Raw genomic sequence first — 25,241 nt, forward strand, 5'->3', positions numbered from 1 at the left:
GCAGCCGAAGCGCCGCCTCGTCCCTAAACGAAGCGGATGCCGTTCTGCAGCCGGGTGCGCACCTCGAACAACTCGTTTCCATCCGGCCGCGGCGTCTTGGGCACGCCCATGCGCATGAGCGCAGCGACGAACGATTGCTTCGTGAGCACCAGCTGCGCCTTCTGGCTCTTGCCGACGATCGTGAATGAATCATCTGTTGCGTCGTCTGGGACGACAACGACCGCCACGCCGACGCGCACTCCGGTCGCCTTGCCGAGGGCGCGCGCGTCGGCCGCCAGTGAGCGAAGCGGCTGCCCGTCGACACCGTCGCCGGTCAGCTCACCGCGTCGAACGGTCACGCGCCCGCCCCAGTCCTCCGATTGAACGGCGAACAGGCCTGTCGGCCCCAGCACGACGTGGTCGATCTTCTGGCCGGGTCGACCGCCGGGCACCGCAACGTCGTGCCAAACCGTGTAGCCGATGCCGAGCGTCGTCAGCGACCGTGCCGTCGCCTCCTCAGCAAGGGCATCCGCCAATGCATGCCGGATCTCGCGGGGTGCGCTGCGCACGAGCGCCGGATCGTACGGGTCGGCGATCGGAACTCCGCGTCCAACCCATTCGCGCATCAGCGTGAGGAAGTGCTCGCGACGCCAACCGCCCGGATGCCCGTAGGTGCGGGCGTGCGGCCGCGAATCCTGTCGTGGAGGCCGATGCGCAGGGGTCTCCCAGACGTGGGTGCCCGAATCGGTGGATGCGGTCTGCCACGTTGCGCCGGAGGAACGGCCCCGGTCGTATTCGGCGCGGCTCTGCGATGTGCCGATGCGCTGCCAGGCGAGCTGCACAGCATGGAATGCCGTGGCCGTGCCACCGGCATCAGGATGCGTCGCCCGCAGCGCACGGCGATACGCACGTTTGAGCTCTTCCTGGCTGACGGATGCGGCGACCCCCAGCACCTCATACGGTGAGGCGGAGAGGGGACTTTCGGGCATTCGGGTTATTCACTTTCGCGTTGCGGCAATCGGTGGTCGTTCTTCGAGAATAGCGATTGCACGCTGCAAGCATGCTCAGCCTCCGGTTGACACTCGCTGAGTGACGTCCGCAACCATCGACGGGCAGTCCGGCGCTAGTGACCGGGCAGGACGTAGCCGCCCTGCGCCTGCACTGCGAGACCGTCGGCGAGAAGTCCGTCCAACGCGCGGGCGCGCTGTGTTGCATCCGCCCACAATGACTCGATCTCAGCGTCAGTAAGGGGACGATGGGTGGCACGCAGCTCGCGCATGATCAGGCCTCGCACGTGCCGGTCGCTGCCCTCGTACTTCTTCTGAACGACCTTGCGGGGTCCGCGATACTCCGGATAGCCGGCCGCACGCCAGGCACAGACAATCTGCAGCGGGCATATGTCGCAGCGCGGGGTGCGTGCGACACAGATGACCGCGCCGAGCTCCATCATTCCGGCGTTGAAGGTGCGGGCATCCGCATCGTCGTGGGGGAGCAGCGCGCTCATTGCCGACAAGTCGCGGCGCGCATTGGGCGGTGCTGGTTCGCCCTGCCCGTCGATCGCGCGAGCGATGACCCTGCGGATGTTGGTGTCGACGACCGGATGCCGCCTGCCGTACGCGAAGACGGCGACAGCTCGTGCGGTGTAGTCGCCGACGCCCGGCAACTCCAGAAGCGCGTCGATGTCGCTCGGTACGGCGCCGCCGTGGTGCTCGACGATCGCGACTGCGCAGGCGTGCAGCCACAGAGCGCGGCGCGGGTAGCCGAGCGACGCCCAGGCGCGCAGGGCCTCGCTGGGCGGCTCCGCGGCGAGGCTGGCGGGTGTCGGCCAGCGTTCGAGCCACTCGGTCAGACGGGGGATCACCCGGCTGACAGGCGTCTGCTGGAGCATGAACTCGCTGACCAGCGTGCCCCAGGCGCTGAAACCAGGACGACGCCACGGGAGGTCGCGCGCGTTCTCGCGGAACCACGTGATCACCATGCCCTGCATTGAAGACGCCGGCACGGCGAGCGCACTCGCGCCTGTTGCCTGCGAGGAGCGGCCACGCTGCGTCCCAGTAGCGACGCCGGCGGCCACCGCGGCGGGGTAAGGGTCTTCCGCAACAGGCACAGAGCAAGCGTATGCGCTCTCAAGTTCACGCGATGGCGTCGAACTGGTGTCACAGCACAGGTACGGCCGAAGCGGAATAGGCTCACAGTATGCAACAACTGGTCTCCACGCCCCTCGTCGACTTTCTCCGCGGCCTTCGCACAGAGATCGACCACAACTACGGCCACGGTCGGGTGATCGTCGCCGTCGACGGCATGGCCGGCTCGGGAGCCGGGGAATTCGCCGACGAATTGTCCCGTGTGTACGCCGAGACTGGGCGCGAGACCTTTCGAGCATCGATGGAGGACTTCCACCGACCGCGCGCCGACCGCTACCAGGCCGGCCGCACCTCACCGGAGGGCTACTACCAGGATTCGTACGACTACCGCACTCTGCGACGTGTGCTGATCGACCCGTTTCGGATGGCCGGCAGCACCGGATTCCAGACCGCGGCGTTCGATCTGAAGCGGGACGCACCGGTCGTGACGAGTTGGCAGACCGCGGACCCCGACGGCATCCTGATCATCGACGGCGTCTTCCTGCTGCGCCCCGAACTGATCGGAATGTGGAACTACACCATCGCAATCGACGTGCCGCCGGCTCTTGCATACGAGCGTCTTGCCCAGCGCGACAACCGGGATCCCGACCCGGCTTCTGCCGCCAACGCCCGCTACGTCGGCGGCAGGGAGCTCTATGTAGCTGAAGCAGCGCCGTTGTTCGCGGCCTCTGCAGTCGTCGATAACACCGACCCGGTGCATCCACGTCGCATTTTCCCTGACAACGGCTGCGCCTGCGCCTGAGCGAACTCCCGTTCCCCGAGTGCACTCAAAGGGTTGGCTGTGCATCTGGGCTCCCGGTTGTGCAGGTCGGCGCTTCGGCTGCGCTCAGCGACCGACCGCCGCGACGACCTCGTCGACCGACCGCCGCGACGACCTCAGCGACCGACCGCCGTGACGACCTCAGCGACCGACCGCCGTGACGACCTCGTCGACCGACGCGAAGCTGCCAGTGCGTTCGACCTCGTGCACGAGCGCGACCAGCGCAGCATTCACCGGCGCCCGCCGACCGTGCGCGACTGCCGCGGAAACGACGGCTCCGCTCAGGTAGTCGATTTCGGTGGCTTGACCGCGCTTGAGGCTCTGCAAAGTCGACCCGAGGTTCGGGGTCGCACCCATCCGCCGGGCCATCAGCGCGGGTAGTACTTGACCGACGGTCAACGGCATCCGCGCAAAAGCGCGCAGCGCCGCGTTATTGAGTCCTTGCAGCGAACCGAAGCGGATGCCGATGTCCATTCCGAGCCGCACCGCCTCGCGCATTGCGGCTGTGATGATCCGGCGCAGGTGTCGGCCGGCGATTGTCTCTTGCACGCTCAGCCCGGTGATGGCCGGCATCGCGTTGACCTCATTGATGATGAGTTTGGTCCACTGGCAGCCGACGAAATTCGCCGCCGCCTGCGTCGGCATCGCCGTGTCGAGCAGCGCCGCCGTCGTCCGGATGGCGGCGGTCGGCTCAAGCGTGCCCGCTCCGAGATACGTGTTGCCGGTCGCGGTCACCATGACCGATCCTGGCTGTGTGTAGTTTGCTGCGTAGAGTGCGAGCGCTCCGATGCAGGTCGAGTTCGGCAGCTTGGCCGCTGCTGCCTCCAGCCCCTCCAGACCGTTCTGCACGATCACGACGGGGATGCCCGCCAAACGGGACGAGTTCGTGTCGATCGCTGCCGCAGCATCCTGCGCCTTGGTGCAGATGAATGCCAGTTCGGGCGTGCTGGTGAGCGCTTCGTTCGCCGCAATCGCAGCCACGTGATCGCCCCACCTCCCAGTCAAGTGCAATCCGCCCGACCGGATGGCCGCCAGCCCCCGTCCGCGCGCCGTCACCTCGACCTCGTGCCCGGCTCGATCCAGCAACGCGGCGATCGTACCGCCAATGGCTCCGGCGCCGATCACTCCGATTCGCATGGAATCAGCCTATGCGGTGCGCTGGCCTTCGTAGGTCGAGTAGCGCGCCGGTATGGCACGGGTCTCGATACACTCGCTGGCGCTCGTTACTCGACCGGCGGTACCGGTGGTTGAGGATCGCATGAGCGTAGCGAATACGGGTCTCGATACACTCGCTGGCGCTCGTTACTCGACCGGCGGTACCGGTCTCGATACGGCCGCGGGCGGCCTACTCGAGCACCGAACTCCTACCGAGAGCCACTAGCTCGTCTTCCACTGTCTCCGCGATGGGCCCAGACGACGCGACACGCGGCCGACGGCCGTTCGGCAGGGCAAGTGCGATCACAGCGGCCGCTGCGAGCACTGCCGCACCGACATACACGGCGGGGATGGCGGCATCCACGTAGCCGGTCGGCGTCAGCTGGCCGCCCGCTCCGGTGAAGACGGCGGTGAGTACGGCGACCCCAAGGGCCGTTCCAATCTCGCGCAGAGTCGAGTTGGTGCCAGAGGCCTTGCCGTGATCTTCTGGCGGCATGTTGGCGAGAACCGCCGTTGCACTCGGGGCGAAGACGAGCCCCATGCCGATACCGGCGACAGCGAACGCCGGGAACAGCTCGTCATACGGCGTGGTGCGAGTCATCGTCATGGCAATCCAGGTCAGCGCGCCGGCCAAGAGCACGAGGCCGACAACGATCGGCAGCCGGGTGCCGATGCGCGGGGCGAGCAGACCGGCAAGCGGTGCGACGATCATCGGGGCCATCGTCCACGGCATGGTCATCACGCCCGCCTCCAGCGGAGTGTGGCCCTGCACGATCTGCAGGTACTGGATCAGGATGAACACTGCGCCGAAGATGCCGAAACTGAACGCGATGCCCACCAGGTTGGCGACGGTGAAGCTGCGGTCGCGGAACAGCCGCAGCGGCAGCAGCGGGGAGGCCGTGCGGCCCTCCCACCAGATGAAGACAAGCAACAGAGCAGTGCCGCCGATCAGGGTGGTGAGCACTTCGAAGCTGTCCCAGCCCGCGTCGTTGCCGCGTACGATCCCATACACGAGCCCGAACACGCCGAGGCCTGCAAGGGCGACGCCGACGACATCCGCCCGAACACGTTCGCCGAAACTGTTCGGCAAGACCAGGAAGATCAACGGAACTGCAATGATGCCGAGCGGCACGTTCAGCCAGAAGATGGCCTGCCAGTTCCAGCCCTGCACGACGGCTCCGCCGATCAGCGGGCCCAGAGCAACGCCCAAACCGGAGATACCGCCCCAGATGCCGATGGCGGCCGGGCGCAGTTTCTCGCTGACGGATCCGGCGAGCAATGTCAGCGACAGGGGCATGAGCGCAGCTGCGCCGACCCCCTGGATAGCGCGCGACGCGATCAGCATCCAGGGTTCTGTGCTGAGCGCACTGAGAGCGGATGCTCCGGTAAACACCGCGATTCCGATCACGAATACGGTGCGGCGGCCGAACCTGTCGCCGAGCGCGACCGCAAGAAGCATGAACGTGGCAAAGGCAAGGGCGTAGGCGTTGATCACCCACTGCAGCTCTTGGATGTTCGCCGAAAGATCACGGCTGATCACCGGCAGGGCGTTGGTGACGACGAGGTTGTCGAGCGTGGCCATGAACATCGGCAGGGATGCCGTCACGATGGCCAGCCAGACCGGCACACGGCGGATGCGAGACGAGGGCATCTTCACTCCAATCGATTAAGATGGTGGTAATCGAATGATTACAAGAGGACACGTTAGTTATCGACTGATAACATGTCAAGCATGAGTTCGACATTTGTTGGTGAAGGTTCGACAGAGAAGAGTCCGGCGGCCGCTGAACGCATTCCTGCGGGCGAGCGCCGCGAGCAGATTCTCGCGGCAGCGAGCCGCGTGTTCGGCGAACGCGGCTACGTGGGTGCCACCACCGACCAAGTGGCGCAGGCCGCGGGCATCTCTCAGCCGTATGTCGTTCGCATGTTCGGCAGCAAGGAGAACCTGTTCGTCGAGGTGCTCGAGCGTGCGCTCGACAAGCTCGTGCTCGCGTTCCGTGCGGCGATCGCCGACAGTACGGCGGCAGGCGAGAACGTCGAGCAACGAGGCGCCCGCATCGGCGCCGCCTACGCCGATCTGATCTCGGATCGCGGCATTCTGCTCTCGCTGATGCAGGGTTTCATCATGGGGCACGACCCCGTCGTTGGCGAGCATGCTCGCACGGGGTTTCTCACGATCTACGGTATTTTGCGAGACGAAGCCGGCTTGGAGCCGGATGACGTCGTGGATTTCTTGGCACACGGCATGCTCTTCAACACGTTGATCGCGATGAAAATGACGGACGCCTACGGTGCAGACGCGCAAGTGGACGAACTGATCGACTGCACGTTCCGAACCAAACTCGACCTTGTTCTGGGTGTTGTGGCACAGGCGAGCGCCACGACGTCGGCGCGCCCGTCGAGCGTGAAAACGGCGTGAGCGGCGCAAGCGGCGCAAGCGGCGCGAGCAGCGTGCGCAGCGGCATCCTGCTGATTGACAAACCGCAGGATTGGACGAGCCACGACGTCGTCGCCAGGGTGCGGCGCCTGGCCGGCACGCGCAAGGTCGGTCATGCCGGAACGCTCGACCCGATGGCGACAGGACTGCTGGTTCTTGGCATCGGCTCCTCGACCCGGCTGTTGACCTATCTGGTCGGAGCCGACAAGGAATACACGGCCACAATCCGGCTTGGCGCATCCACGACGACCGACGATGCAGAGGGCGAGTTCACCGGCGTCGCGTCGGCGCGGGCGCTCGCCGACTTGACGACGGATGCCGTCACCGCAGCTATTGCGCGCCTCACCGGGCGCATTCAGCAGGTTCCAAGCTCCGTCAGCGCCATCAAGATCGACGGTAAGCGGGCGTATGCACGAGTGCGCGGAGGAGAAGACGTCGTGCTGCCGGCCAGGCCGGTCACGGTTTCAATTTTCGAACTCCTTGAGCAGGTGGCGGTGGGTGCCGCCAACGCTGGCGCGGATGCGCTCGACCTCACCGTGCGGATCGAATGCTCATCCGGCACCTACGTGCGGGCGTTGGCGCGCGATCTCGGCAAAGATCTCGGCGTCGGCGGGCATCTGACGGTACTGCGCCGCACGCGGGTCGGATCGTTCGTGGTGGCTGCGGCATCCGATCTGGAAAGCGTCGATGTCCGAAGCGCGCTGATCGCGCCCGCCGATGCGGCGACGATCCTGTTCGGCCGCTACACTCTGACGCAGGAGCAGGCGATCGACCTCGGTCATGGCAAGAAGCTCGCTACGGCGTTCGAGCAGCCCCAGGGTGTGCCGCTGGCGGCAATCGCACCGAACGGCCGACTGGTCGGCTTGATCGAGTTCCGCGGGTCAACGGCACGCTCGCTTGTGAACTTTCCGCAGAACGACGGGCCGCCGCCGACAGTGACTGTCAAACCGGCAGGCACTGACCAGGCGGCAGGGACGGTCCAGCCAGCGGGCCTTGAGCAACCGGAGGATGACGCGTGATCGAATGGTACATGGCCGTGCAGATCGGTGTCGCCCTGCTGGCCGGATTGCTGTGCCTGGGGCTCGGCTTCGCCGGACGTGTGCCGAGCGACCTCAGCCTCGGCTCGATCGCGCTGGTGACCGTACTGCTGGTTGCGCAACTCGTCGTGACGATTGTCGCACCTCTTGTCGGCAACGAGCCGCGCGGCAACCTCGCGGAGTTTTACGTCTATCTGATTTCGGCGATCATCCTGCCCGTGGCTGGCGGCTTCTGGGCGCTGATCGAACGCTCGCGTTGGAGCACCATCATTCTGGGCTTGATCGGGCTTGCACTCGCGGTGATGTTGTACCGGATGGGGCAGATCTGGTTCGTGCAGGGCATGTGAGCGGCTGCAATCGCGAGTGCAGCGCCGCCTGCAATAATTGAGCAGCCATGATTCAACAACTGACGCAGCGAGTCCCCGCCCGTAAGAAGCCGCAGCGACGGATCAGTGGGTGGGGCCGGGTTCTCGTTCTCGTCTACGGGGTTCTTGCACTTGCGGCCACCGGTCGCAGCGTCTTCCAGATCATCGACCGGTTCGGCGAGGCTCCGGTCGCATTCTCGCTGTCTGCACTTTCTGCGCTGGTCTATATCGTGGCAACGATCGCGCTGATCACGCCCGGACGCACCTGGTACCGCGTCGCCTGGATCACGATCAGCTTCGAACTGGCAGGCGTGCTGATCGTGGGCGCGCTGAGTGTCTTCGCGCCAGACGTTCTCGGCGCTTCGACTGCGGATGCCTTCGGTCGCGACTCAACCGTGTGGTCAGTGTTCGGGATGGGCTATCTGTTCATTCCGTTGGTGTTGCCGATTCTCGGGATCACCTGGCTGGCAACGCACCGTCCGGCCGCTGGCGCCGGCACCCGCACGGACAGCGCATGAGGGTCTTTCGTTCGCCCGCCGAGGTGCCGGCGGATTTCGGGCCGAGCGCGGTGACGGTCGGAAAGTTCGACGGAGTTCACACCGGGCATCGCGCCGTGATCGCGGAGCTGGAGCGGGTCGCGGCCGCGCGGGGGCTCGCATCCGCCGTTGTGACGTTCGACCGGAATCCGCTCGAAGTCTTGGCGCCGGACAAGTGCCCTGAGTCGCTCGTGAGCGTTCCGCAAAAGCTTGACCTGCTTGCCGAAAGCGGGCTGGACGCGACGCTCATGCTGACGTTCGATCGGGCGCTCTCGCGGCGCACCGCCGAGGAGTTCGTCAAGGACATCTTGGTCGACGGGCTGGGTGCCGTGACTGTGATGGTCGGCAGCGATTTCCGCTTCGGGGCGGGTGGCAGCGGCAACGTCGTTGTCCTGCGCGACCTTGGCGAGAAGTACGGCTTCGAGGTCGATCTGATCGATGACGTGCGGCCGCCGGGGGGCGAGCGGGTCTCGTCGACGGGCATCCGGAGGTTACTTGCTGCCGGTGATGTCGCGCAGGCGGCGCGACTTCTCGGACACCTGCATTTCGTGCGCGGCATCGTCGTGCACGGTGCGAAACGCGGGCGCGAGCTGGGTTTTCCGACCGCAAATCTGTCGGCCGAACTGGAGGGCCTGATTCCAGCGGACGGTGTCTACGCGGGCTGGCTCGAGGTGGGCGACCAACGGTATCCTGCGGCAATCTCGGTGGGCAACAACCCGACCTTCGAGGGTGTGCCGCAGCGGCAGGTCGAGGCGTACGTGATCGATCGAGACCTCGACCTCTACGATCGCGTCGTGGCAGTGTCTTTCGTGGATCACATCAGGGGCATGGTGGCCTTCACCGGCGTGGACGCATTGATCGATCAGATCGGCGCCGACGTGGAGCGGGCCCGCCGCATCTTGGCATAGCGCTGCGCCGCAGCATTGTTGCACGGGAGGGCGTGCTGTCGACGGCCGATACGATGGGGTAATGCCGGATTCGGGAAGACTACCGCTCTGGCACGGCCGGTCCCTCGCGCTGCTGGCTATTCTGCTGATCGCGTTGAATCTTCGATCTGCGGTTGCCGCGTTATCGCCGATCATCGCCCACATCAATGCCGACATCCCGCTGAACAGTGTGGACGTCGGCGTGCTGGGCATGCTGCCGCCGATCTGTTTCGCCGTCTTCGGCTTTGCGGCGCCGTTCGTGACCAGGCGGCTGAGTCTCGAGGCGACCTCCGTGCTCGCGCTCGCCGCAATGCTCGTGGGCGACCTGCTGCGCGCGGCGGCCGGTTCGTTTCTGCTTCTGGTCGTGGGGTCCGTCGTCGTCTTCGCGGGCATGGGCGTAGGCAATGTGTTGCTGCCTCCATTGGTGAAGCGCTATTTCCCCGACCGCATCGGCCTGATGACCTCGCTGTACGTCGTTGTCATCTCGATCAGTACGTTCGTGCCGCCGCTGGTCGCGGTGCCGATTGCGGATGCCGCCGGCTGGCGAATCTCGGTCGGCGTGTGGGCGCTTGTGGTTCTAATCGCGTTCGTGCCATTCGTCGGCATGCGGCGGCAGGCTCGCATCGCCCGTGCGAACGGTGTCGAGGCGATGGAACTGCCCATCGGGGCCGCAGTGACCGGTCTGTGGCGCTCGTCGATCGCGTGGTCCATCATGGTGATCTTCACCGTCTCCTCGATCAACGTGTATGCCCTGTTCGCCTGGCTGCCGGCCGTGCTGACACAAACGGTGGGTGCCAGTCCGACACAGGCGGGCATCCTGTTGTCGTTGTACGCGGCGATGGGGCTGGTCTCGGCGATCTTCGTTCCGATGCTGGCCACCCGGATGAAGAACGTCGCGCTGCTGGTGTATTTGGCAGTGGCCTTCTACGTGGTCGGCTACCTCGGCCTGATCTTCATTCCGGGCACCGCAACCTGGCTGTGGGTCGCACTGGCCGGGCTCGGGCCGTTGACGTTCCCGTTGGCACTCGCGCTGATCAATGTGCGCACTCGTACCCATGAGGGCTCCGTAGCCCTCAGCGGTTTCGTTCAGGGGGTCGGCTACATCATCGCGGCGATGGGCCCCCTACTCTTCGGCGTGTTTCACCAGTTCAGCGGCGGCTGGACGCTCTCGATCGTCTTCCTGTTGTGCACCGCGCTCGCGGCAGCGGTTGCCGGCGTCGTCGTGGCACGCCCGCACATGCTTGAGGATCGACTGGGCGTCCGCCGCGACTAGGCTGCACACTCAGCCGCGGGCATGCAGGTGACGGTTCAGCAGCTTGTGGCTGCGAAGCTCATGCCCGCGGGGTTCAGGTCGGGCCATGATGGCGAGCCCCGGCCAGGCGCCCCTCCAGCTGAACGCAATGGACAGGTGCTCCCTGCGGGCGATGATGATGCCGACGGTCGAGGCGACGAGCAGCGGCACCAACCCGGAGAGGACCATGCCGGTGTCAGCGCCGAGTTGTTCGATCAACCAGCCCATGATCGGCCCGCCAATGGCCTGGCCGCCCAGCTGCACGAGAACGTAAAGTGCCATGACCCGACCCCGAATGCTGAGGCTCGACGAGGTTTGAATCAGGGTGTTCGCCGCCGTGAGGAACAGCATGCTCGCGGCACCGGCGGCAACGATCAGGAGCGCAAACGTGGCGATCGACGGCATCACACCTGCGCAGGCCTGGATCAAACCGAGAGCAATCGCACCGAAGATCGTGGTGCGTAGCCCCACCCGGATGCGCCGTGTCGACGCCAGCGCACCAGCCAGTGCGCCCGCCGCCACCAGGGCGTTGAACAGGCCGTAACCCCCGGCACCGACCTTGAACACAGAGTTCGCGAATGCGGTGAGAATGACCGGCATGTTGTAAGCGAACGTGGCGACGGCGGCCAGCACGATCAGGGTGTAAAGGATCGGCGGCTTCTTGACTGCGTAGCGCAGACCCTCGACGAGTTGCCCTTTGCTGTGCGGGATCTTCGGAGTGCGAATCAGTTTCGTCGGGTTCATCGCGATCAGTGCGAGCACGACCACCGCGTATGCGGCGGCGTTGAAGACGAACGCCCAACCGCTGCCAACCGCTGTGATGGCAACTCCTGCGAGGGCGGGCCCGATCAGGCTGCCGAGTTGGAAGGTGGACGAGTTCAGGCTGATCGCATTGCTCAGGTTTCGCGGGCCGACGATCTCGTTGACGAACACCTGTCTGGCAGGGTTGTCGATCACGGTGTCAAGCCCGAGCACGAAAGCGAGCGCCCAGATCTGCCACACCTGGATGCTGCCCGTCAAGATCAGCACCGCGAGAGTTGCAGCGATGACCGCGCCGAGACTTTGCGTCACGATGAGCAGCGGCCGTTTGCGGTACCGATCCGCGATGACGCCGCCATAGAGTCCGAAGAACAGCGTTGGCGCGAACTGCATTGCCACAGTCACGCCGACAGCTGTGACGCTGCCGGTCAGTTCGAGAACAAGCCAGTCCTGCACGACGCGTTGCATTCCGCGCGCCGTCGTCGAAAGCACTTGACTACCGGCGTAGAGGCGAAAATTGGGAACCCGGAGCGAAGAGAACATCTCGCCATGTGAATCACCTCGACTGACGACAGGGAGCGGCTCCGTCGGCAAGAGAGAGTCGGAGGGGGAAGTCACGTGTGGCGCTGAAGTGTCAGAATTCTTAGACGAGTTTCGTATTGTTCACTTCGAGGCTATGCGCGCAATACGTATTTTGATACCAAATCGAACCTATAACTGCTATTGGATTTGCGAATAGTCAGCATCGACGCTGCCCGTCGGGTCGAGTGCGATGTTTGGGGTCGTCAGGCAACCGTCGATCTGCTTGACTGGGAATATCGCAAATCTCCGACTTCACAAGGAGGGGCCGATGACTGCCGGCGCGGGTTCTGACCATGACGCTGCGACTGGCGCGGATGCCGTGGGGCGCCTGCCTGAGTCCCGATTCGGTGACCTCGTGGAGTTTTTCGCGTCGATGCCCGGCGTGATTCCTCCCGGTGTCGGGGACGGTTTCGGTTCGTCGGCGTTACGGATCGACGGCAAGATCTTCGCGATGCTGGTCCGCGCACAGCTCGTGCTCAAGCTGCCGACGGCGCGAGTGGACGAACTGGTTGCGGACGGTGCCGGCACTCGGTACGACGCCAACAAGCGCGTGCCGATGAAACAGTGGCTGATGCTCGATGTGGGCACGACACGCCCGTGGACACTGCTCGCCACCGAAGCACTGGAGTTCGTGCGCAACGGCTGAGTGCCGAGCTTGATGATCAACTCAACCCGGTGATCAGTGCTGTGCGTGCGCGTCGTTCCGGGGCACGATCGCAAGTCGCCGCATCCGACTCCCCGCGCGAATGCCGACGGTCAGGTGGTTCTTGTGCGCAAGGATCGCGCCTGCTACGCACGCGACGACCAAAGGGACTGCCCCGGAGATCACCATGCCGGCATTGGCGCCGAACGCTTCGACGAGTCCGCCCATGATCGGGCCGCCGATTGCCTGCCCGCCCAGCTGTACCAGGATGAACAGCGCCATCACGCGACCTCGGATACTGAGGTTCGACGAGATCTGCACGAGCGTGTTCGCGGCAGTGAAGAACAGCAGGCTCGCGGCGCCTGCTGCCACGATCATGATGGTGAACGGGGCGATTGCGGGAACGAACCCGGCAGCACCTTGGATCAGCCCAAGCACGGCGGCACCGAGAATTGTCGTGCGCAATCCGAATCGAACGCGACGAGCGGATGCCATTGCTCCGCCGAGCGCCCCGGCCGCCACCATTGCATTGAACAGCCCGTAGCCGCCGGCTCCGACGTGGAACACGTTGTCGGCATACGCGGCCAAAAGCACGGGCATGTTGAAAGCGAACATCGTGACAGCGCTCAGCACGACCAGCGTCCACAGGATCGCCGGCTTGCGCGCGGCGTAACGCAGTCCCTGAACAAGCTGCCCCTTGCTGCGCGGCATCGGAGGAATGCGCAACAGCCGGGCTGGGTTCATCGCGACTATCGTACAAACGACCACGACGCACGCGGCCGAGTTGATCGCGAACGCCCAGCCGCTGCCCACCGCCGTGATCGCGATGCCACCGAGCGCGGGCCCAATGAGGCTGCCGAGCTGAAACGTCGACGAGTTGACGCTGATCGCATTACGGATGTTGCGCGGTCCCACGATCTCATTGACGAACACCTGGCGGGCCGGGTTGTCGATCACTGTGACCAGTCCGAGCACGAACGCGAGCGCCCAGATGTGCCAAACCTGAATGCCTCCCGTCAGAACGAGTACGGCGAGCATCGCAGCGATGGCCGCAGCCGTGCTCTGCGTGATGATCAGGAGGCGCCGTTTCGAGTGGCGGTCGGCGATCACCCCGCCCATCAGGCCGAAGAACAGCATCGGTGCGAACTGCATCGCGACCGTGATTCCGACGGCGGCAACCGAACCGGACAACTGCAGCACGAGCCAGTCCTGCGTCACGCGCTGCATTCCCAGCGCGGTCGTTGCGATCACCTGGCCGCTGACGTAGAGCCGGAAGTTCGGAACACGAAGTGATGAGAACGTCTCGCGCCATGGCGGGCGATTCGCAATAACCGGGATCGGCTCAGTCGGAAGAAAGGTGTGTGTAGCGGAGGTCACGTATGGAATCCAGCGTCAAGTATCGTAGCGATTTCGAGTGCGTCTTGTACGACGCTATAGGCAGTGTGATTATTCCGGCAGTAAATTGGACCTATAACTACTATTGGATTATCGAATAGAGGTCGGGATGTTCGACCCTGCACTGCTCACCACGTTTCTCGCCGTCGCAGAGACGCGCAGTTTCACCAAAGCGGCGGCCCGTTTGCAGCTGAGTCAGCCGACAGTGAGCCAGCACGTGCGCAGGCTCGAGCAGGCGGCAGGCCGGACGCTGATCGCACGCGACACCCGGGACGTGCGTCTGACAGACAACGGGGATGCGATGGCGGGCTTCGCTCGAAGCATCCTGGCCGCTCATGCCGCTGCTGAAAGCTATTTCACCGGCTCCGCGATGCGCGGGAGGCTGCGCTTCGGTGCCGCGGACGACCTGGCGATCACGCAGTTGCCGCGCATCCTGCGGGACTTTCGCCAACTGCATCCGAACATCAATATGGAGTTGACGGTGAGCCAGAGCGGCCCCCTGTATCGCAGGCTGAAGGCGGGGCAGCTCGACTTGATCTTCATCAAACAGACGCCGGGGTCCACAGAGGGCAGCAGGGTGAGTACGGACACCATGGTCTGGATCGGCCTGGAGAAGACGGAGATCGACGCGGACGAGCCTGTACCTCTCATCGCGTACCAGGATCCGAGCATCAGCAAGCAGATGGCGATCGACGCGCTCGAGGGAGCAGGGCGCACCTGGAAGATCACGTGCAATACGCGTGAGGTTAACGGCGTGCTGGCCGCCGTGCGCGCCGGCCTCGGCGTCGCCGTGTTTCCGCGCACCCTGATCCCGGAGGATCTGCGCAAGGTGACCAACCGGCTCGGCCTGCCCGAGGTCGGCGAAGTGGACTTCACTCTACTGTCGAATCCGCTCGCCGCGAAGGAGCCCGTCGACGCGCTCGCCGCCGCCATCATGGGTCGCACGCTCATTCGCTGACCGCACTGCTCTGCTCAAATGAGCAAAGAGGGCAACGGATGTGGATGCACGCGCGATTCGCGCCTATTCTGGGATGGAGTGGCCGCAGTATGGTGACCCGATGCAGGAACGAGGATGGCAGTGACCGATACCGACGAGCTGCTGTCCGTGCGCGCCGCCGAAATGTACTACGACGAGAATCTCACTCAAGACGAGATCGGCACGGCGTTGCATCTGACCCGCTGGAAGGTCGGAAGGCTGCTCGCGCAGGCGCGAGCTCAGGGCATTGTGCGCATCGAGATCGTGCACCCGCGTGCGCGACGTGTGCTCGTTGAGCGAGAGCTGCGCGACCGGTTCGCGTTGCGTGACGTCGTCGTCGTGTCGTCGGCAGGAGTCGCGGGTGACGCCGAACTCCAGCGACGTGTGGCTCAGGCCGCCGCCGACTTCCTGACGGCATTGCGTCCGGTGCCGCCGACGCTCGGCGTCAGTTGGGGTCGCACCATGAGTGACGTCGCTGCCTGCCTGCCGGTCGGCTGGGCGCGCGGGGTCGGCGTCGTGCAGATCAACGGCGGGTTGAGCCTGACCCCGAGCGGCAGCCCGGCTGCAGCGACGGCGATGACCATTGCGCAGAAGGCGGCAGGCTCCGCGCACGTGCTGCCGATCCCCGCCATCCTCGAACACGTCGAGACGAAGCGTGGCATCGAACGCGATCGCGCCGTCGCTGGGGTGCTGGATCGCGCCGCGCACGCATCCGCATACCTGTTCAGCGCCGGCGAGGCGACCGACAACTCTGCTCTTGTCGTCAGCGGCTATCTGGCCCCTGAAGACGTCAAGGTGCTCGTCGGCAAGGGCGCGGTCGGCGACGTCGTCGGCCGCTTCATCGGGGCAGATGGCTACCCCGTGGATGCCAATCTGGACTCACGCACGGTCGGCCTGGACATCGAAGCCCTGCGCAGCGCGGAGACGAGCATCGCGGTCGTATCGGGTGAGGGCAAGCACGCGGTCACCCGGGCGTTGGTCACCAGCGGAATCTGCTCGATCCTCGTGACCGATGACCGCACGGCGGGCTATTTACTTGCGAATTCCGACGGCGAATCCGGCGAAGCTACGCAGGACGACGCGGCACAGAACGACGAACAACCCGATGAGGCCTTACAGAATCAGGTCTTGCAGAATGAGGGGCGACAGATGAGGAATGGGACGCGATGACACTCGATCTCGCCCGAACAACGGACCGGCCGATGCTGGCCAGGCAGCTCGTGGGTGGTGAGCTGACGGAAGCGAGCCTGCGTGGTTTTCTCCACGGCATCTCGGGGGTTGATGCGGTCGGGCTCGAGCAGCGCGCAGCAGCGCTGGGAACTCGTTCGATCAAGACGACTTCGAAGGCGTGGGCGCTTGACACCATCATCTCTCTGATCGACCTGACCACCCTCGAAGGCGCGGACACGCCCGGAAAGGTGCGTTCACTGGTAGCCAAGGCGATGATTCCGGATCCGTCGGATCTGAGCTGCCCGCGTGTGGCAGCGGTCTGCGTTTACGGCGACATGGTGCCGACGGCGATCGCCGCTCTCGGCGGTGCACACGGCGCTGACGCCGCCGGCCGCATCAGTGTCGCGGCCGTCGCAACCGCGTTCCCGAGCGGGCGGGCATCGTTGGCCGTCAAGCTCGCAGATACGGCGGACGCCGTCGCAGCGGGAGCGGATGAGATCGACATGGTCATCGACCGAGGTGCGTTCCTGGCTGGACGTTACGGCGAGGTGTACGACCAGATCGTCGCGGTGAAAGACGCCTGCCGGCGCACGAACGGCAGCGACGCGCATCTCAAGGTGATCCTGGAGACCGGTGAACTGAACACGTATGACAATGTGCGGCGGGCATCCTGGTTGGCGATCCTGGCCGGTGCGGACTTCATCAAGACCTCGACCGGCAAGATTTCGCCGGCGGCCACCCTGCCGGTGACCCTTCTGATGCTGGAGGTCGTGCGCGATTGGTACAAGCTGACCGGCGAGAAGATCGGCGTGAAGCCGGCTGGCGGCATCCGTACGTCGAAGGATGCTGTCAAATACGTCGTGACGGTCGCTGAGACAGCGGGGGAGGAATGGCTGCAGCCCCACCTGTTCCGATTCGGGGCATCCAGCCTCTTGAACGATGTTCTGCTGCAGCGGCAGAAGATCAAGACCGGCCACTATTCCGGCCCTGACTATGTGACGGTGGACTGAACATGAGCTTTCTTGACTATGCGCCGGCCCCCGAGTCGCGCGCGATACTGAACCCGCGCAGCGACTATGGCCTGTTCATCGGCGGCGAGTTCGTCGCGGGCAACGGCACCCCGTTCTCGACGATCTCGCCGGCCACCGAGGAACACCTGGCGACCATTGCAACCGCGAATGCGGCGGATGTCGATTCCGCAGTTGCCGCCGCTCGTGGCGCTTACGACCGTGTCTGGTCTCGCATGTCTGGTCGAGATCGGGGCAAGTACCTGTTCCGCATCGCCCGCCTGGTGCAGGAGCGCGCCCGCGAACTCGCCGTGGCGGAGAGCTTGGACAACGGCAAGCCGATCAAGGAGAGTCGCGACGTCGACGTTCCGCTGGTGGCGGCCTGGTTCTTCTACTATGCGGGCTGGGCTGACAAACTCGACTATGCCGGTTTCGGGCCTGCCCCGCAGGCGCTCGGCGTGGCGGCGCAGGTGATCCCGTGGAATTTCCCGCTGATGATGCTCGCGTGGAAGATCGCGCCGGCGTTGGCTGCGGGCAACACCGTCGTGTTGAAGCCGGCGGAGACCACTTCGTTGAGCGCCCTTCTGTTCGCGGAGATCCTGCAGCAGGCGGACTTGCCGGCCGGTGTCGTCAACATCGTCACGGGTGCCGGGGAGACCGGCAAGCTGCTGGTCGAGCATCCGGATGTTGACAAAGTGGCGTTCACCGGGTCGACCGCTGTGGGCAGGCAGATCGCGCGCGCAGTCGCGGGCACGCAGAAGAAAGTCACGCTCGAACTCGGCGGGAAGGCGGCGAATATCGTGTTCGACGACGCCCCGATCGATCAGGCCATTGAGGGAATCGTCAACGGCATCTTCTTCAACCAGGGGCATGTCTGCTGTGCGGGCAGCCGACTGCTCGTGCAGGAGAGCGTGCACGACGAGGTCGTTGACCGGTTGAAGACGCGCCTGCAGACCCTGCGGCTCGGAGACCCGCTCGACAAGAACACCGACATCGGCGCGATCAACTCCGCGGAGCAGTTGGAGCGTATTCGCACGTTGTCCGACATCGGCGAACAGGAGGGCGCAGAGCGGTGGAGTTCTGACTGCGTCATTCCGGATGCCGGTTTCTGGTTCGCCCCGACGATCTTCACTAACGTTTCCACCTCGAGCCGGATCGCTCGCGACGAGATCTTCGGCCCCGTGCTATCCGTACTCACCTTCCGCACGCCGGCAGAGGCGATCGCGAAGGCGAACAACACCCCCTATGGGTTGTCGGCCGGAATCTGGAGCGACAAGGGCAGCAGGATCCTGGCCGTCGCAGACAAGTTGCGGGCCGGTGTCATCTGGGCGAACACGTTCAACCGGTTCGACCCGGCGAGTCCGTTCGGCGGCTACAAGGAATCCGGCTACGGGCGGGAAGGCGGCAGGCAGGGACTGACTGCGTACCTGAAGCCCGCTGCGTCGCCTGTGGGTCGCGGAGGGAGCGCCAGCGAGCGTATCGAGGCCCGCCGCACCGCAGGGGATCTCGATACGCGCGCTGAGCGCGCTACTCGATCACCGGGCCGCACCAAGAAGGGGGCCGCGAAATGAGCCGTTTGGCCATTCCGAAGACCTACAAGCTGTACATCGGCGGCGCCTTCCCGCGCAGCGAGTCCGGTCGCACCTACGAGGTCGTCAGCGCGGAAGGACACTTCCTCGCCAATGCGGCCAAGGCGTCGCGCAAAGACGCCAGGGATGCTGTGCGTTCCGCGCGCGGCGCCGTGGCCGGCTGGTCGTCGGCGACCGCATACAACCGTGGCCAGGTGCTCTACCGCATCGCCGAACTCCTCGAGGGGCGCCGCGCCCAGTTCATCGACGAGGTCGCCCAGTCCGAAGGGCTCAGCGCGCGCGACGCGGCCGCCCAGGTCGACGAGGCGATTGACCGCTGGGTCTGGTACGCCGGTTGGGCAGACAAATTCGTTCAAGTCGCCGGCAGCGGCAACCCCGTTGCCGGGCCGTTCTTCAACCTGTCCGTGCCAGAACCGACCGGCGTCGTCGCGATCGTCGCACCGCAGACGCCATCACTGCTCGGGCTCGCTGCCACGATCGCACCTGCGCTGGTTGCCGGGAACACGGTGGTCGTGATCGCAAGCGAACGGCATCCGCTGGCCGCCATCAGCCTGTCAGAGGTGCTCGCCACCAGCGACGTGCCCGCCGGAGTCGTGAACATCCTTACCGGTTCCGCTGCCGAGATCGCGCCCTGGCTTGCATCGCACGCAGACGTCAACGCTCTCGACCTGGTCGGAGCCGGCGACCTGGATTGGGTAGACCTCCAGATCCAAGCGGCAGAAACGCTCAAGCGCGTACTGCCACCCGAGCAGGGCAGCGACGCCGCAGCAGCATCCATCGATCGGATCGTCGCCTTCACGGAGACCAAGACGGTCTGGCATCCGAAGAGCATGCTGTAGGTCTGCCCAACGCTGTGCCGTGGGGCTGGCGCCCATCCGCCATCCGGGTGATGATTAAGTCAGCGCCGCGACAGGAGGGTGGACCAGATGCCCGAAGCAGACCTGCTTGCGTTCGTCGGTGACAGCATCACGGCAGGCGGTCATTGGGAAGACTGGTTCCCGAGCGAATCGACCCTGAATTTCGGTGTCAGCGGTAGTACGACAGACGACGTGATCGAGCGGATACCTGACGTCGTCGCGGCGATGCCGACCTGCGTCGTCCTCATGGTCGGCACGAACGACCTCGCCTGGCGAAGGTCGAGCGAGTACATCGTGCGCAACATCGAGACGATTCTGGCACGACTACGCCAGGGGCTGCCGGCGTCCTACCTTCTCGTGCAGTCGGTGCTCCCACGCGAACGCGATTACGCCAATGTGATCAAGGACATCAACCGGCATCTGAGACAGTTCGCGCCGAGTCTGCGCGCACAATACCTCGATCTGTGGCCGGTGTTCGCACTCGAAGACGGATCTCTGAATCCGGAATATTCTGCGGACAGTCTTCATCTGGAAGACGCAGGATATGACGCCTGGCTGGCGGAGCTGCGGCCGGGGCTGGAACGGCTGCGGAGCCACCCGCCGATGAGCAGTTCGATACCGCTGCCGCCGGAATTTCTGTCACGTCGCGGCCGGATCAGCTGAGCGCTACTCCCCTTTGGGGGGCTAGAAGGGTCTGATCGCAGACGATAGGCTCACGCTGGGGTTGAGTAACGTTCAGTATCCAGGAAAGGCCCGACTTTGCTGAAGAACATTAACCCTCTGTTGTCTGGTGAACTCTTGACGACGATAGATTCGATGAAACCCGGAGAATGGCTAACCCTAGTAGGCCGCACTTACTCCGAACGATCAGCGGATTCTGCAATCGTCGACATGGGAGAAGCAACAATGGAGGCGGCTGCAATAGCCATATTAAGTATCATGCCGCTGGGCAAGGGAGAAGAGTCTCCCATTGTCTTCCTTGACGCGAGTGCCGAGGAGGGCGAACTACCCGACGTGGCGTTCGCCGTTCGCGGTATTGCCGCGGACGCAGAACTGCGAAGGGTGACGATGGCGTGCCTCGAACCGGATGCCTTCGCCGGCCTTGCTGAGCACTCCAAACTCACTGTGGTCGCGGGCGACGATACGTCGTCAACGGCGTTTCTGCTTCAAAAGGGGGCGCTGCTAGCGTAGACGCGTGACCGTCGCCGTTGTGGGAAGTGCCAACCTCGATCTTGTGTACCGAGTTGGGCGCCTCCCCGGCGGCGGCGAGACCGTGCTTGCGCGAGGGTACTCGGAGCATGCAGGTGGCAAGGGCAACAATCAGGTGATTGCTGCGGCACGAGCCGGAGCGAACACCTGCTTCATCGCGGCGATCGGAGACGACAGCCACGGTGACCTCCTGTCTGCCACGCTCACTTCCGCGCGCGTCGACCAGCTGGTGCGGCGGATCGCCGAGCCGACCGGAACTGCACTGATCACGGTCGACGACGCAGGCGAGAACAGCATCGTGGTCAATCCCGGTGCCAACGCGGCGCTTGTCGATTTGACGGCGGCCGAATGCGCAGCGATCGCGGACGCGGACTATCTGCTGATGCAACTGGAGATCCCGCTCCGCACAGTTGTCGCCGCGGCTGCGATCGCACACGAGAGCAACACCACCGTGGTGCTGAACGCCGCCCCGATGCAGGCACTGCCGACCGAGCTCACGCGCAACGTGGACATCCTGATCGTGAACGAGCACGAGGCACTCTTGTGCGCCGCCCAACTCGCTCCGGCGAACGTGTTGCCGCGCGCGATCTCCGTGGACGGCGCGCGTGACATCCTTGCCATCCTGCTGAGCGCGGTTCCCGCAGTCGTTGTGACGCTCGGAGCGGCAGGAGCAGTTGTTCTGACCCGAGAGCTGGGCGACGCGCCTGCCGCGCACGTTCCGGCGATGCCGGTCACAACCGTCGACACGACGGGAGCTGGCGACACATTCTGCGGCGCACTCGTCGCCGAGCTCGACGCCGGCGCCGACCTGATCGATGCTGCGGCGTTCGCGAGTGCGGCCGCGGCGCTCGCCGTGCAGCAGGCAGGGGCGGTGTCCTCGATTCCGACCCGTGAGCGTATCCTCGCGCTGCAAGCTGCGCCGATTCAGGAGCCGTAGACTCGTCAGCGACATGCCACGACCACCTGCACAACCTGTTTACACGCGGATGGCCCTGATTCCCGGGCTGCTGGGCGCGATCGTCCTCCTTGCCGGTCTTGCCGTGATCGGCGGCGCCTGGTACATCGGCGTTCTCTATGCGACCAGCATCCTTGCGTTGATCATGTGCGTGTTCGCCGCGCAGGCGAAGCAGTTTTGGTGGTACTTCGGACTGATCCCGCTCGCGGTCTTGTGGAACCCGGTGTGGCCGATCACCCTCGATGATCTACTGCTGCGGATGCTGCACATCGTCGGCGCAGCGGTGTTCGTCGCGGCAGGAGTCGCCATCAAGGTTCCTGAGCAGTAAGGCCGTCGGCGCTACCCGATCCTGTGCATTGCGTGGGAGAGTGGAGTCATGACGTATCGGGTGAAGCGCGTGTACGACAACCCGTCGAGTTCCGACGGCTTCCGGGTTCTGGTGGATCGCCTGTGGCCGCGAGGGCTCAGCAAGGAGCGTGCGCAGCTGGACGAATGGCTGAAGGACATTGCTCCGACCAACGAATTGCGAACCTGGTTCGGCCACGAGCCGGCGAAGTTCGCCGAGTTCCAAGCGCGCTACGGATCCGAGCTCGATCGGAATCCCGCCGTAGCGACGCTACGTTCGTGGGCTTCAGAACACGAGGTCGTGACATTGCTGTACTCGGCGCACGACCAGGAGGCCAATCAGGCCGTGGCCCTGCTCGAATATCTCGGCGAGGCGGAGTAGCACGCAGGTCGACACCCGCGTAAACTAAAGAGCGCGCGTGAGTCCGTCGTGACGACGGTGTCCGCTCAAGCACGGTCGATGCCCCAGCACGTCGATGAAAGTCGGCGGGTTCCTGGGGTTGCGGACGGCTGCGACATGGAGCTGAACACAGGCACGGTCCGTGGTCATCGTTTGGGCGCGTTTCGAGTCCAGGGCAGCGCGCCGCAGGTGCGACTCGTGCTTGCCCGCTCTCACAGGAGGAACATGCCTCGCTCCGGCGATCGCAGTACGCAGACCCAATCCCGGTCATCCAACCGATCGCGGCACGCCAACAACGACGGTCTCATTCCGGTGCTCGCGCGGCGTGTTCGCGAAGTCGAGGCGAAGGCTGCGGACGGCAAGAAACTCGGCCCGACCAATCGCACGAAATTCCAAGTGATCGCGCTGCTCATGCGCGAAGAACGTGCGCGGGCCAAAGCCGACCACGACCTCACAGATGCCGCCCGCCTCGAACAACTCAAGAGGCTTGACGGTATCGCCACAATCCTGGCAAAGACTGCTGCGCGTGACACCTCGCTGATCGCCCTGCTGGAAAGCACGGCATCCCCGAGCGCGAGCGCACAAAAGATGCGCCGCGATTGGCTGCTGGAATCCGGAACGCAGCTCAGCCCGGACGACCTGATCATCACCACCGAAGCCCCGAAGGTGAAACAAGAAACCGTTGTGCCCCCCGAGCTCGCGGACCGTCAGGTGATCCCGCAATCTGTACGAGCCAGGGTGATGTCGAACCCGTTCCTTGCGCCGGATTTCTCGCACATATCTGAAACGGCAGCCCACCCGCGGAGACGTCTGGACTCATGGGAACTGCTCGGTCCGCTGTTCAAATCCTTTGAAAGCGGGTCTGGCGGTCAGGCAGCCAGCATGGATCTGCCGCCCGCGCCCGCAGTTGACAGGTATTCTCCTCGCGGTATGGAACTGATGAAACACCAGGCGCGCGTGATCGAAAGCGTGCGTCTCGGCCACCGGAGTTTCCTACTTGCGGACGAGCCCGGCCTCGGCAAGACGGCGCAGTCCGTGCTGGCCGCCTCGGTTGCCGGCGCCTATCCATTGCTTGCTGTCGTACCGAACGTTGTCAAGATGAACTGGGCGCGCGAGGTGGAATTGTGGACGCCGCAGCGTCGGGCTACCGTGATTCACGGCGACGGCCAGGGCCTTGACGCCTTCGCTGACGTTGTCATCGTCAACTACGAAGTGCTGGATCGGCACCTTTCCTGGCTGAGCCGCCTCGGTTTTAGAGGCATGGTTGTCGATGAAGCGCACTTCATCAAGAACCTGCACTCGCAGCGATCGAAGTACGTGCTCGGGCTGGCCGACGCGATTCGGCACACGGCGCCAGCCGGTGACCCGCTGCTGATGGCCTTGACGGGAACTCCCTTGATCAACGACATCGACGATTTCCGGGCGATTTGGCAGTTTCTCGGCTGGATCGACGGGAACAAGCCGACGGCGGAGCTTATGGAAAAGCTCGAAGAAACCGGACTGACGCCAGCCGATGCAGCGTTCTATCCTGAGGCGCGCGCAGCAGTGATAGACATGGGCATCGTACGTCGCCGCAAGCTCGATGTCGCGTCTGATCTGCCGTCCAGACGCGTCGTCGACCTGCCGGTCGAGCTCGACGACGATCTGGGCCGCTCTATCCGTGAAGCTGAGCGTGAACTTGCAGCGCGCTTGGTCGCTCGATTTCGGCGGGCATCTGCAGCCGGGATCGGCAGCGCGTTCGAAGGCGACGCAGACGCGCACCGCGCTCACCTCATCCGCATGGTTGCGCACGCCGAACTGGAGGAGTCGAAGGGCACCACCAACGGTGAGAACGTGTTCACCATGGTGCGCAAGATCGGTCAGGCCAAGGCGGGTCTCGCATCCGACTACGCGGCGCAGCTGGCCCGATCGGTGGGCAAGGTTGTCTTCTTTGCCAAGCACATCGATGTGATGGATGCCGCGGAAGATCTGTTCGCCGCCCGCGACCTGCGGTCGATCTCGATTCGCGGGGACCAGACCGCGCTCGCCAGGCAAAAGGAGATCGACGCCTTCAATAACGATCCGTCCGTGTCGGTTGCGGTTTGCTCGCTCACTGCCGCCGGAGTCGGTCTCAACTTGCAGGCGGCATCCAACGTCGTGCTTGCGGAGCTCAGCTGGACCGCCGCTGAACAGACCCAGGCGATCGACCGCGTGCATCGTATCGGCCAGGAAGAGCCGGTCACAGCGTGGCGCATCATTGCGGCGCAGACGATCGACTCCAAGATCGCTGAACTCATCGACGCGAAACAGGGCCTCGCCGCCCGCGCTCTCGACGGCTCGGACGTCGAACCGGGGTCAGCGGACTCTGTGCAACTCGACGCGCTGATCGCACTCTTGACGGATGCGCTGGGCGCGGTGGCTTAGCCGTTTCATTCCCGACCGAGCCGGGCAACGCCGATGCCGGGCAACGCCGATGCCGGGCGACGTCGTTTCCGGCGACGCCCGTGCTAGGCCGCGTCAGTGCTCGGCAGAGTCAGCCGTCGTCGAGTTCGTCGTCATCGTCGATGTACACGACCCGTTCATCGTCGGGGAATTCGTCGTCGAAATCGTCGTCGAATTCTTCGTCTATCGCTCGTTCATCTTCATCTTCGAACGGGTCGTCCGCCGGCTCATAGTCGCCGCTCTGGGCGCTGATGAAGTCGTCGTCAAGGTCCCGCTCCACTCCGGAATCACTCATGAAACCAG

Annotated in this window: 26 protein-coding genes; 19 read left to right on the forward strand and 7 right to left on the reverse strand. The window is 64.6% G+C overall.

What is annotated here, in order from left to right; genetic code table 11:
* Nucleotides 1-23: 23 nt before the first annotated feature.
* Together QU604_RS08160 and QU604_RS08165 are read right to left on the reverse strand one after the other, a co-directional pair.
* Nucleotides 24-968 carry a J domain-containing protein gene (locus QU604_RS08160; RefSeq protein WP_308468311.1) on the reverse strand — a complete coding sequence of 315 codons (945 nt, stop codon included), beginning with the start codon at nucleotides 966-968 and terminating at the stop codon, nucleotides 24-26.
* 134 nt (nucleotides 969-1,102) lie between these two features.
* A complete protein-coding gene (locus QU604_RS08165; protein ID WP_308468874.1) occupies nucleotides 1,103-1,966 on the reverse strand; it encodes an HhH-GPD family protein in 864 nt (287 codons plus the stop codon).
* Nucleotides 1,967-2,175: 209 nt separating this feature from the next.
* On the opposite strand from QU604_RS08165, the gene QU604_RS08170 reads away from it, so the two are divergent.
* Nucleotides 2,176-2,865, forward strand: a complete 690-nt coding sequence (locus QU604_RS08170) for a nucleoside/nucleotide kinase family protein (protein ID WP_308468312.1) — start codon at nucleotides 2,176-2,178, stop codon at nucleotides 2,863-2,865.
* 159 nt (nucleotides 2,866-3,024) lie between these two features.
* On the opposite strand, the gene QU604_RS08175 is transcribed toward QU604_RS08170, so the two are convergent.
* Together QU604_RS08175 and QU604_RS08180 are read right to left on the reverse strand one after the other, a co-directional pair.
* Nucleotides 3,025-4,020: a ketopantoate reductase family protein gene (locus QU604_RS08175; RefSeq protein WP_308468313.1), complete on the reverse strand. Its 996-nt coding sequence runs from the start codon at nucleotides 4,018-4,020 to the stop codon at nucleotides 3,025-3,027.
* A 208-nt stretch (nucleotides 4,021-4,228) separates the two neighbouring features.
* The gene (locus QU604_RS08180) at nucleotides 4,229-5,689 is read right to left on the reverse strand and encodes an MFS transporter (RefSeq protein ID WP_308468314.1); all 1,461 of its coding nucleotides are present in this window, start codon (nucleotides 5,687-5,689) and stop codon (nucleotides 4,229-4,231) included.
* An 81-nt stretch (nucleotides 5,690-5,770) separates the two neighbouring features.
* Here QU604_RS08180 and QU604_RS08185 point away from each other — a divergent pair, with 81 nt between their 5' ends.
* From QU604_RS08185 to QU604_RS08210, 6 genes are all read left to right on the forward strand, one after another.
* The gene (locus QU604_RS08185; protein WP_308468315.1) at nucleotides 5,771-6,457 is read left to right on the forward strand and encodes a TetR/AcrR family transcriptional regulator; all 687 of its coding nucleotides are present in this window, start codon (nucleotides 5,771-5,773) and stop codon (nucleotides 6,455-6,457) included.
* On the forward strand, nucleotides 6,454-7,494 hold the full coding sequence (gene truB, locus QU604_RS08190; RefSeq protein WP_308468316.1) for a tRNA pseudouridine(55) synthase TruB: 1,041 nt from the start codon (nucleotides 6,454-6,456) through the stop codon (nucleotides 7,492-7,494). Before QU604_RS08185 ends, truB begins: the two co-directional genes overlap by 4 nt.
* Nucleotides 7,491-7,859: a hypothetical protein gene (locus QU604_RS08195; RefSeq protein ID WP_308468317.1), complete on the forward strand. Its 369-nt coding sequence runs from the start codon at nucleotides 7,491-7,493 to the stop codon at nucleotides 7,857-7,859. Before truB ends, QU604_RS08195 begins: the two co-directional genes overlap by 4 nt.
* Nucleotides 7,860-7,906: 47 nt before the next feature.
* The gene (locus QU604_RS08200; protein ID WP_308468318.1) at nucleotides 7,907-8,395 is read left to right on the forward strand and encodes a hypothetical protein; all 489 of its coding nucleotides are present in this window, start codon (nucleotides 7,907-7,909) and stop codon (nucleotides 8,393-8,395) included.
* Nucleotides 8,392-9,321 (forward strand): bifunctional riboflavin kinase/FAD synthetase, encoded by a 930-nt coding sequence (locus QU604_RS08205; protein WP_308468319.1) that lies wholly within the window; start codon nucleotides 8,392-8,394, stop codon nucleotides 9,319-9,321. The genes QU604_RS08200 and QU604_RS08205 overlap by 4 nt, the downstream gene beginning before the upstream one ends.
* A 61-nt stretch (nucleotides 9,322-9,382) precedes the next feature.
* The gene (locus QU604_RS08210) at nucleotides 9,383-10,612 is read left to right on the forward strand and encodes an MFS transporter (protein WP_308468320.1); all 1,230 of its coding nucleotides are present in this window, start codon (nucleotides 9,383-9,385) and stop codon (nucleotides 10,610-10,612) included.
* A gap of 9 nt (nucleotides 10,613-10,621) precedes the next feature.
* Here QU604_RS08210 and QU604_RS08215 read toward each other — a convergent pair whose 3' ends face one another.
* Nucleotides 10,622-11,932 carry an MFS transporter gene (locus QU604_RS08215; protein ID WP_308468321.1) on the reverse strand — a complete coding sequence of 437 codons (1,311 nt, stop codon included), beginning with the start codon at nucleotides 11,930-11,932 and terminating at the stop codon, nucleotides 10,622-10,624.
* Between the two features lie 307 nt (nucleotides 11,933-12,239).
* On the opposite strand from QU604_RS08215, the gene QU604_RS08220 reads away from it, so the two are divergent.
* Complete coding sequence (locus QU604_RS08220; protein WP_308468322.1) at nucleotides 12,240-12,617, forward strand: hypothetical protein; 378 nt, start codon at nucleotides 12,240-12,242, stop codon at nucleotides 12,615-12,617.
* Between the two features lie 33 nt (nucleotides 12,618-12,650).
* Here the strand turns inward: QU604_RS08220 and QU604_RS08225 are convergent, their stop codons facing one another.
* On the reverse strand, nucleotides 12,651-13,991 hold the full coding sequence (locus QU604_RS08225) for an MFS transporter (RefSeq protein WP_308468323.1): 1,341 nt from the start codon (nucleotides 13,989-13,991) through the stop codon (nucleotides 12,651-12,653).
* Between the two features lie 127 nt (nucleotides 13,992-14,118).
* Here QU604_RS08225 and QU604_RS08230 point away from each other — a divergent pair, with 127 nt between their 5' ends.
* The 11 genes from QU604_RS08230 (at nucleotide 14,119) to QU604_RS08280 (ending at nucleotide 24,920) form a co-directional block, all read left to right on the forward strand.
* Complete coding sequence (locus QU604_RS08230) at nucleotides 14,119-14,967, forward strand: LysR substrate-binding domain-containing protein (RefSeq protein ID WP_308468324.1); 849 nt, start codon at nucleotides 14,119-14,121, stop codon at nucleotides 14,965-14,967.
* A gap of 114 nt (nucleotides 14,968-15,081) precedes the next feature.
* The gene (locus QU604_RS08235) at nucleotides 15,082-16,155 is read left to right on the forward strand and encodes a sugar-binding transcriptional regulator (RefSeq protein ID WP_308468325.1); all 1,074 of its coding nucleotides are present in this window, start codon (nucleotides 15,082-15,084) and stop codon (nucleotides 16,153-16,155) included.
* A complete protein-coding gene (gene deoC, locus QU604_RS08240; RefSeq protein ID WP_308468326.1) occupies nucleotides 16,152-17,165 on the forward strand; it encodes a deoxyribose-phosphate aldolase in 1,014 nt (337 codons plus the stop codon). Before QU604_RS08235 ends, deoC begins: the two co-directional genes overlap by 4 nt.
* A gap of 2 nt (nucleotides 17,166-17,167) precedes the next feature.
* Nucleotides 17,168-18,733, forward strand: coding sequence for an aldehyde dehydrogenase family protein (locus QU604_RS08245; protein WP_308468327.1), 1,566 nt, complete (start codon nucleotides 17,168-17,170; stop codon nucleotides 18,731-18,733).
* Nucleotides 18,730-19,590, forward strand: coding sequence for an aldehyde dehydrogenase family protein (locus tag QU604_RS08250; RefSeq protein ID WP_308468328.1), 861 nt, complete (start codon nucleotides 18,730-18,732; stop codon nucleotides 19,588-19,590). Before QU604_RS08245 ends, QU604_RS08250 begins: the two co-directional genes overlap by 4 nt.
* A gap of 87 nt (nucleotides 19,591-19,677) precedes the next feature.
* Nucleotides 19,678-20,271 carry a GDSL-type esterase/lipase family protein gene (locus QU604_RS08255; RefSeq protein ID WP_308468329.1) on the forward strand — a complete coding sequence of 198 codons (594 nt, stop codon included), beginning with the start codon at nucleotides 19,678-19,680 and terminating at the stop codon, nucleotides 20,269-20,271.
* Nucleotides 20,272-20,367: 96 nt separating this feature from the next.
* Nucleotides 20,368-20,799, forward strand: coding sequence for an RbsD/FucU domain-containing protein (locus QU604_RS08260; protein ID WP_345784278.1), 432 nt, complete (start codon nucleotides 20,368-20,370; stop codon nucleotides 20,797-20,799).
* A 4-nt stretch (nucleotides 20,800-20,803) separates the two neighbouring features.
* Nucleotides 20,804-21,754 (forward strand): ribokinase, encoded by a 951-nt coding sequence (locus tag QU604_RS08265; protein ID WP_308468331.1) that lies wholly within the window; start codon nucleotides 20,804-20,806, stop codon nucleotides 21,752-21,754.
* Nucleotides 21,755-21,767: 13 nt separating this feature from the next.
* On the forward strand, nucleotides 21,768-22,100 hold the full coding sequence (locus QU604_RS08270) for a DUF6804 family protein (RefSeq protein WP_308468332.1): 333 nt from the start codon (nucleotides 21,768-21,770) through the stop codon (nucleotides 22,098-22,100).
* 48 nt (nucleotides 22,101-22,148) lie between these two features.
* On the forward strand, nucleotides 22,149-22,499 hold the full coding sequence (locus QU604_RS08275) for a DUF488 domain-containing protein (protein WP_308468333.1): 351 nt from the start codon (nucleotides 22,149-22,151) through the stop codon (nucleotides 22,497-22,499).
* A 243-nt stretch (nucleotides 22,500-22,742) separates the two neighbouring features.
* Nucleotides 22,743-24,920 carry a DEAD/DEAH box helicase gene (locus QU604_RS08280; RefSeq protein WP_308468334.1) on the forward strand — a complete coding sequence of 726 codons (2,178 nt, stop codon included), beginning with the start codon at nucleotides 22,743-22,745 and terminating at the stop codon, nucleotides 24,918-24,920.
* 109 nt (nucleotides 24,921-25,029) lie between these two features.
* Here the strand turns inward: QU604_RS08280 and QU604_RS08285 are convergent, their stop codons facing one another.
* Nucleotides 25,030-25,233: a hypothetical protein gene (locus QU604_RS08285; protein ID WP_308468335.1), complete on the reverse strand. Its 204-nt coding sequence runs from the start codon at nucleotides 25,231-25,233 to the stop codon at nucleotides 25,030-25,032.
* Between the last annotated feature and the right edge of the window lie 8 nt (nucleotides 25,234-25,241).

The organism is Rathayibacter sp. SW19 (genome assembly GCF_030866825.1).
In the GTDB taxonomy this organism is placed as follows: domain Bacteria; phylum Actinomycetota; class Actinomycetes; order Actinomycetales; family Microbacteriaceae; genus Rathayibacter_A; species Rathayibacter_A soli.

Bases quoted from the DNA above. Each gene is read 5' to 3' on its own strand.
- QU604_RS08210 (WP_308468320.1), top strand. From the start codon at position 9,383: ATGCCGGATTCGGGAAGACTACCGCTCTGGCACGGCCGGTCCCTCGCG.
- QU604_RS08245 (WP_308468327.1), top strand. From the start codon at position 17,168: ATGAGCTTTCTTGACTATGCGCCGGCCCCCGAGTCGCGCGCGATACTG.
- QU604_RS08215 (WP_308468321.1), bottom strand. From the start codon at position 11,932: ATGTTCTCTTCGCTCCGGGTTCCCAATTTTCGCCTCTACGCCGGTAGT.
- QU604_RS08200 (WP_308468318.1), top strand. From the start codon at position 7,907: ATGATTCAACAACTGACGCAGCGAGTCCCCGCCCGTAAGAAGCCGCAG.
- QU604_RS08255 (WP_308468329.1), top strand. From the start codon at position 19,678: ATGCCCGAAGCAGACCTGCTTGCGTTCGTCGGTGACAGCATCACGGCA.
- QU604_RS08220 (WP_308468322.1), top strand. From the start codon at position 12,240: ATGACTGCCGGCGCGGGTTCTGACCATGACGCTGCGACTGGCGCGGAT.
- QU604_RS08160 (WP_308468311.1), bottom strand. From the start codon at position 968: ATGCCCGAAAGTCCCCTCTCCGCCTCACCGTATGAGGTGCTGGGGGTC.
- QU604_RS08180 (WP_308468314.1), bottom strand. From the start codon at position 5,689: ATGCCCTCGTCTCGCATCCGCCGTGTGCCGGTCTGGCTGGCCATCGTG.
- QU604_RS08205 (WP_308468319.1), top strand. From the start codon at position 8,392: ATGAGGGTCTTTCGTTCGCCCGCCGAGGTGCCGGCGGATTTCGGGCCG.
- QU604_RS08230 (WP_308468324.1), top strand. From the start codon at position 14,119: ATGTTCGACCCTGCACTGCTCACCACGTTTCTCGCCGTCGCAGAGACG.
- QU604_RS08235 (WP_308468325.1), top strand. From the start codon at position 15,082: ATGGCAGTGACCGATACCGACGAGCTGCTGTCCGTGCGCGCCGCCGAA.
- QU604_RS08250 (WP_308468328.1), top strand. From the start codon at position 18,730: ATGAGCCGTTTGGCCATTCCGAAGACCTACAAGCTGTACATCGGCGGC.
- QU604_RS08170 (WP_308468312.1), top strand. From the start codon at position 2,176: ATGCAACAACTGGTCTCCACGCCCCTCGTCGACTTTCTCCGCGGCCTT.
- QU604_RS08275 (WP_308468333.1), top strand. From the start codon at position 22,149: ATGACGTATCGGGTGAAGCGCGTGTACGACAACCCGTCGAGTTCCGAC.
- QU604_RS08175 (WP_308468313.1), bottom strand. From the start codon at position 4,020: ATGCGAATCGGAGTGATCGGCGCCGGAGCCATTGGCGGTACGATCGCC.
- QU604_RS08185 (WP_308468315.1), top strand. From the start codon at position 5,771: ATGAGTTCGACATTTGTTGGTGAAGGTTCGACAGAGAAGAGTCCGGCG.
- QU604_RS08280 (WP_308468334.1), top strand. From the start codon at position 22,743: ATGCCTCGCTCCGGCGATCGCAGTACGCAGACCCAATCCCGGTCATCC.
- QU604_RS08270 (WP_308468332.1), top strand. From the start codon at position 21,768: ATGCCACGACCACCTGCACAACCTGTTTACACGCGGATGGCCCTGATT.
- deoC (WP_308468326.1), top strand. From the start codon at position 16,152: ATGACACTCGATCTCGCCCGAACAACGGACCGGCCGATGCTGGCCAGG.
- QU604_RS08285 (WP_308468335.1), bottom strand. From the start codon at position 25,233: ATGAGTGATTCCGGAGTGGAGCGGGACCTTGACGACGACTTCATCAGC.
- QU604_RS08165 (WP_308468874.1), bottom strand. From the start codon at position 1,966: ATGCAGGGCATGGTGATCACGTGGTTCCGCGAGAACGCGCGCGACCTC.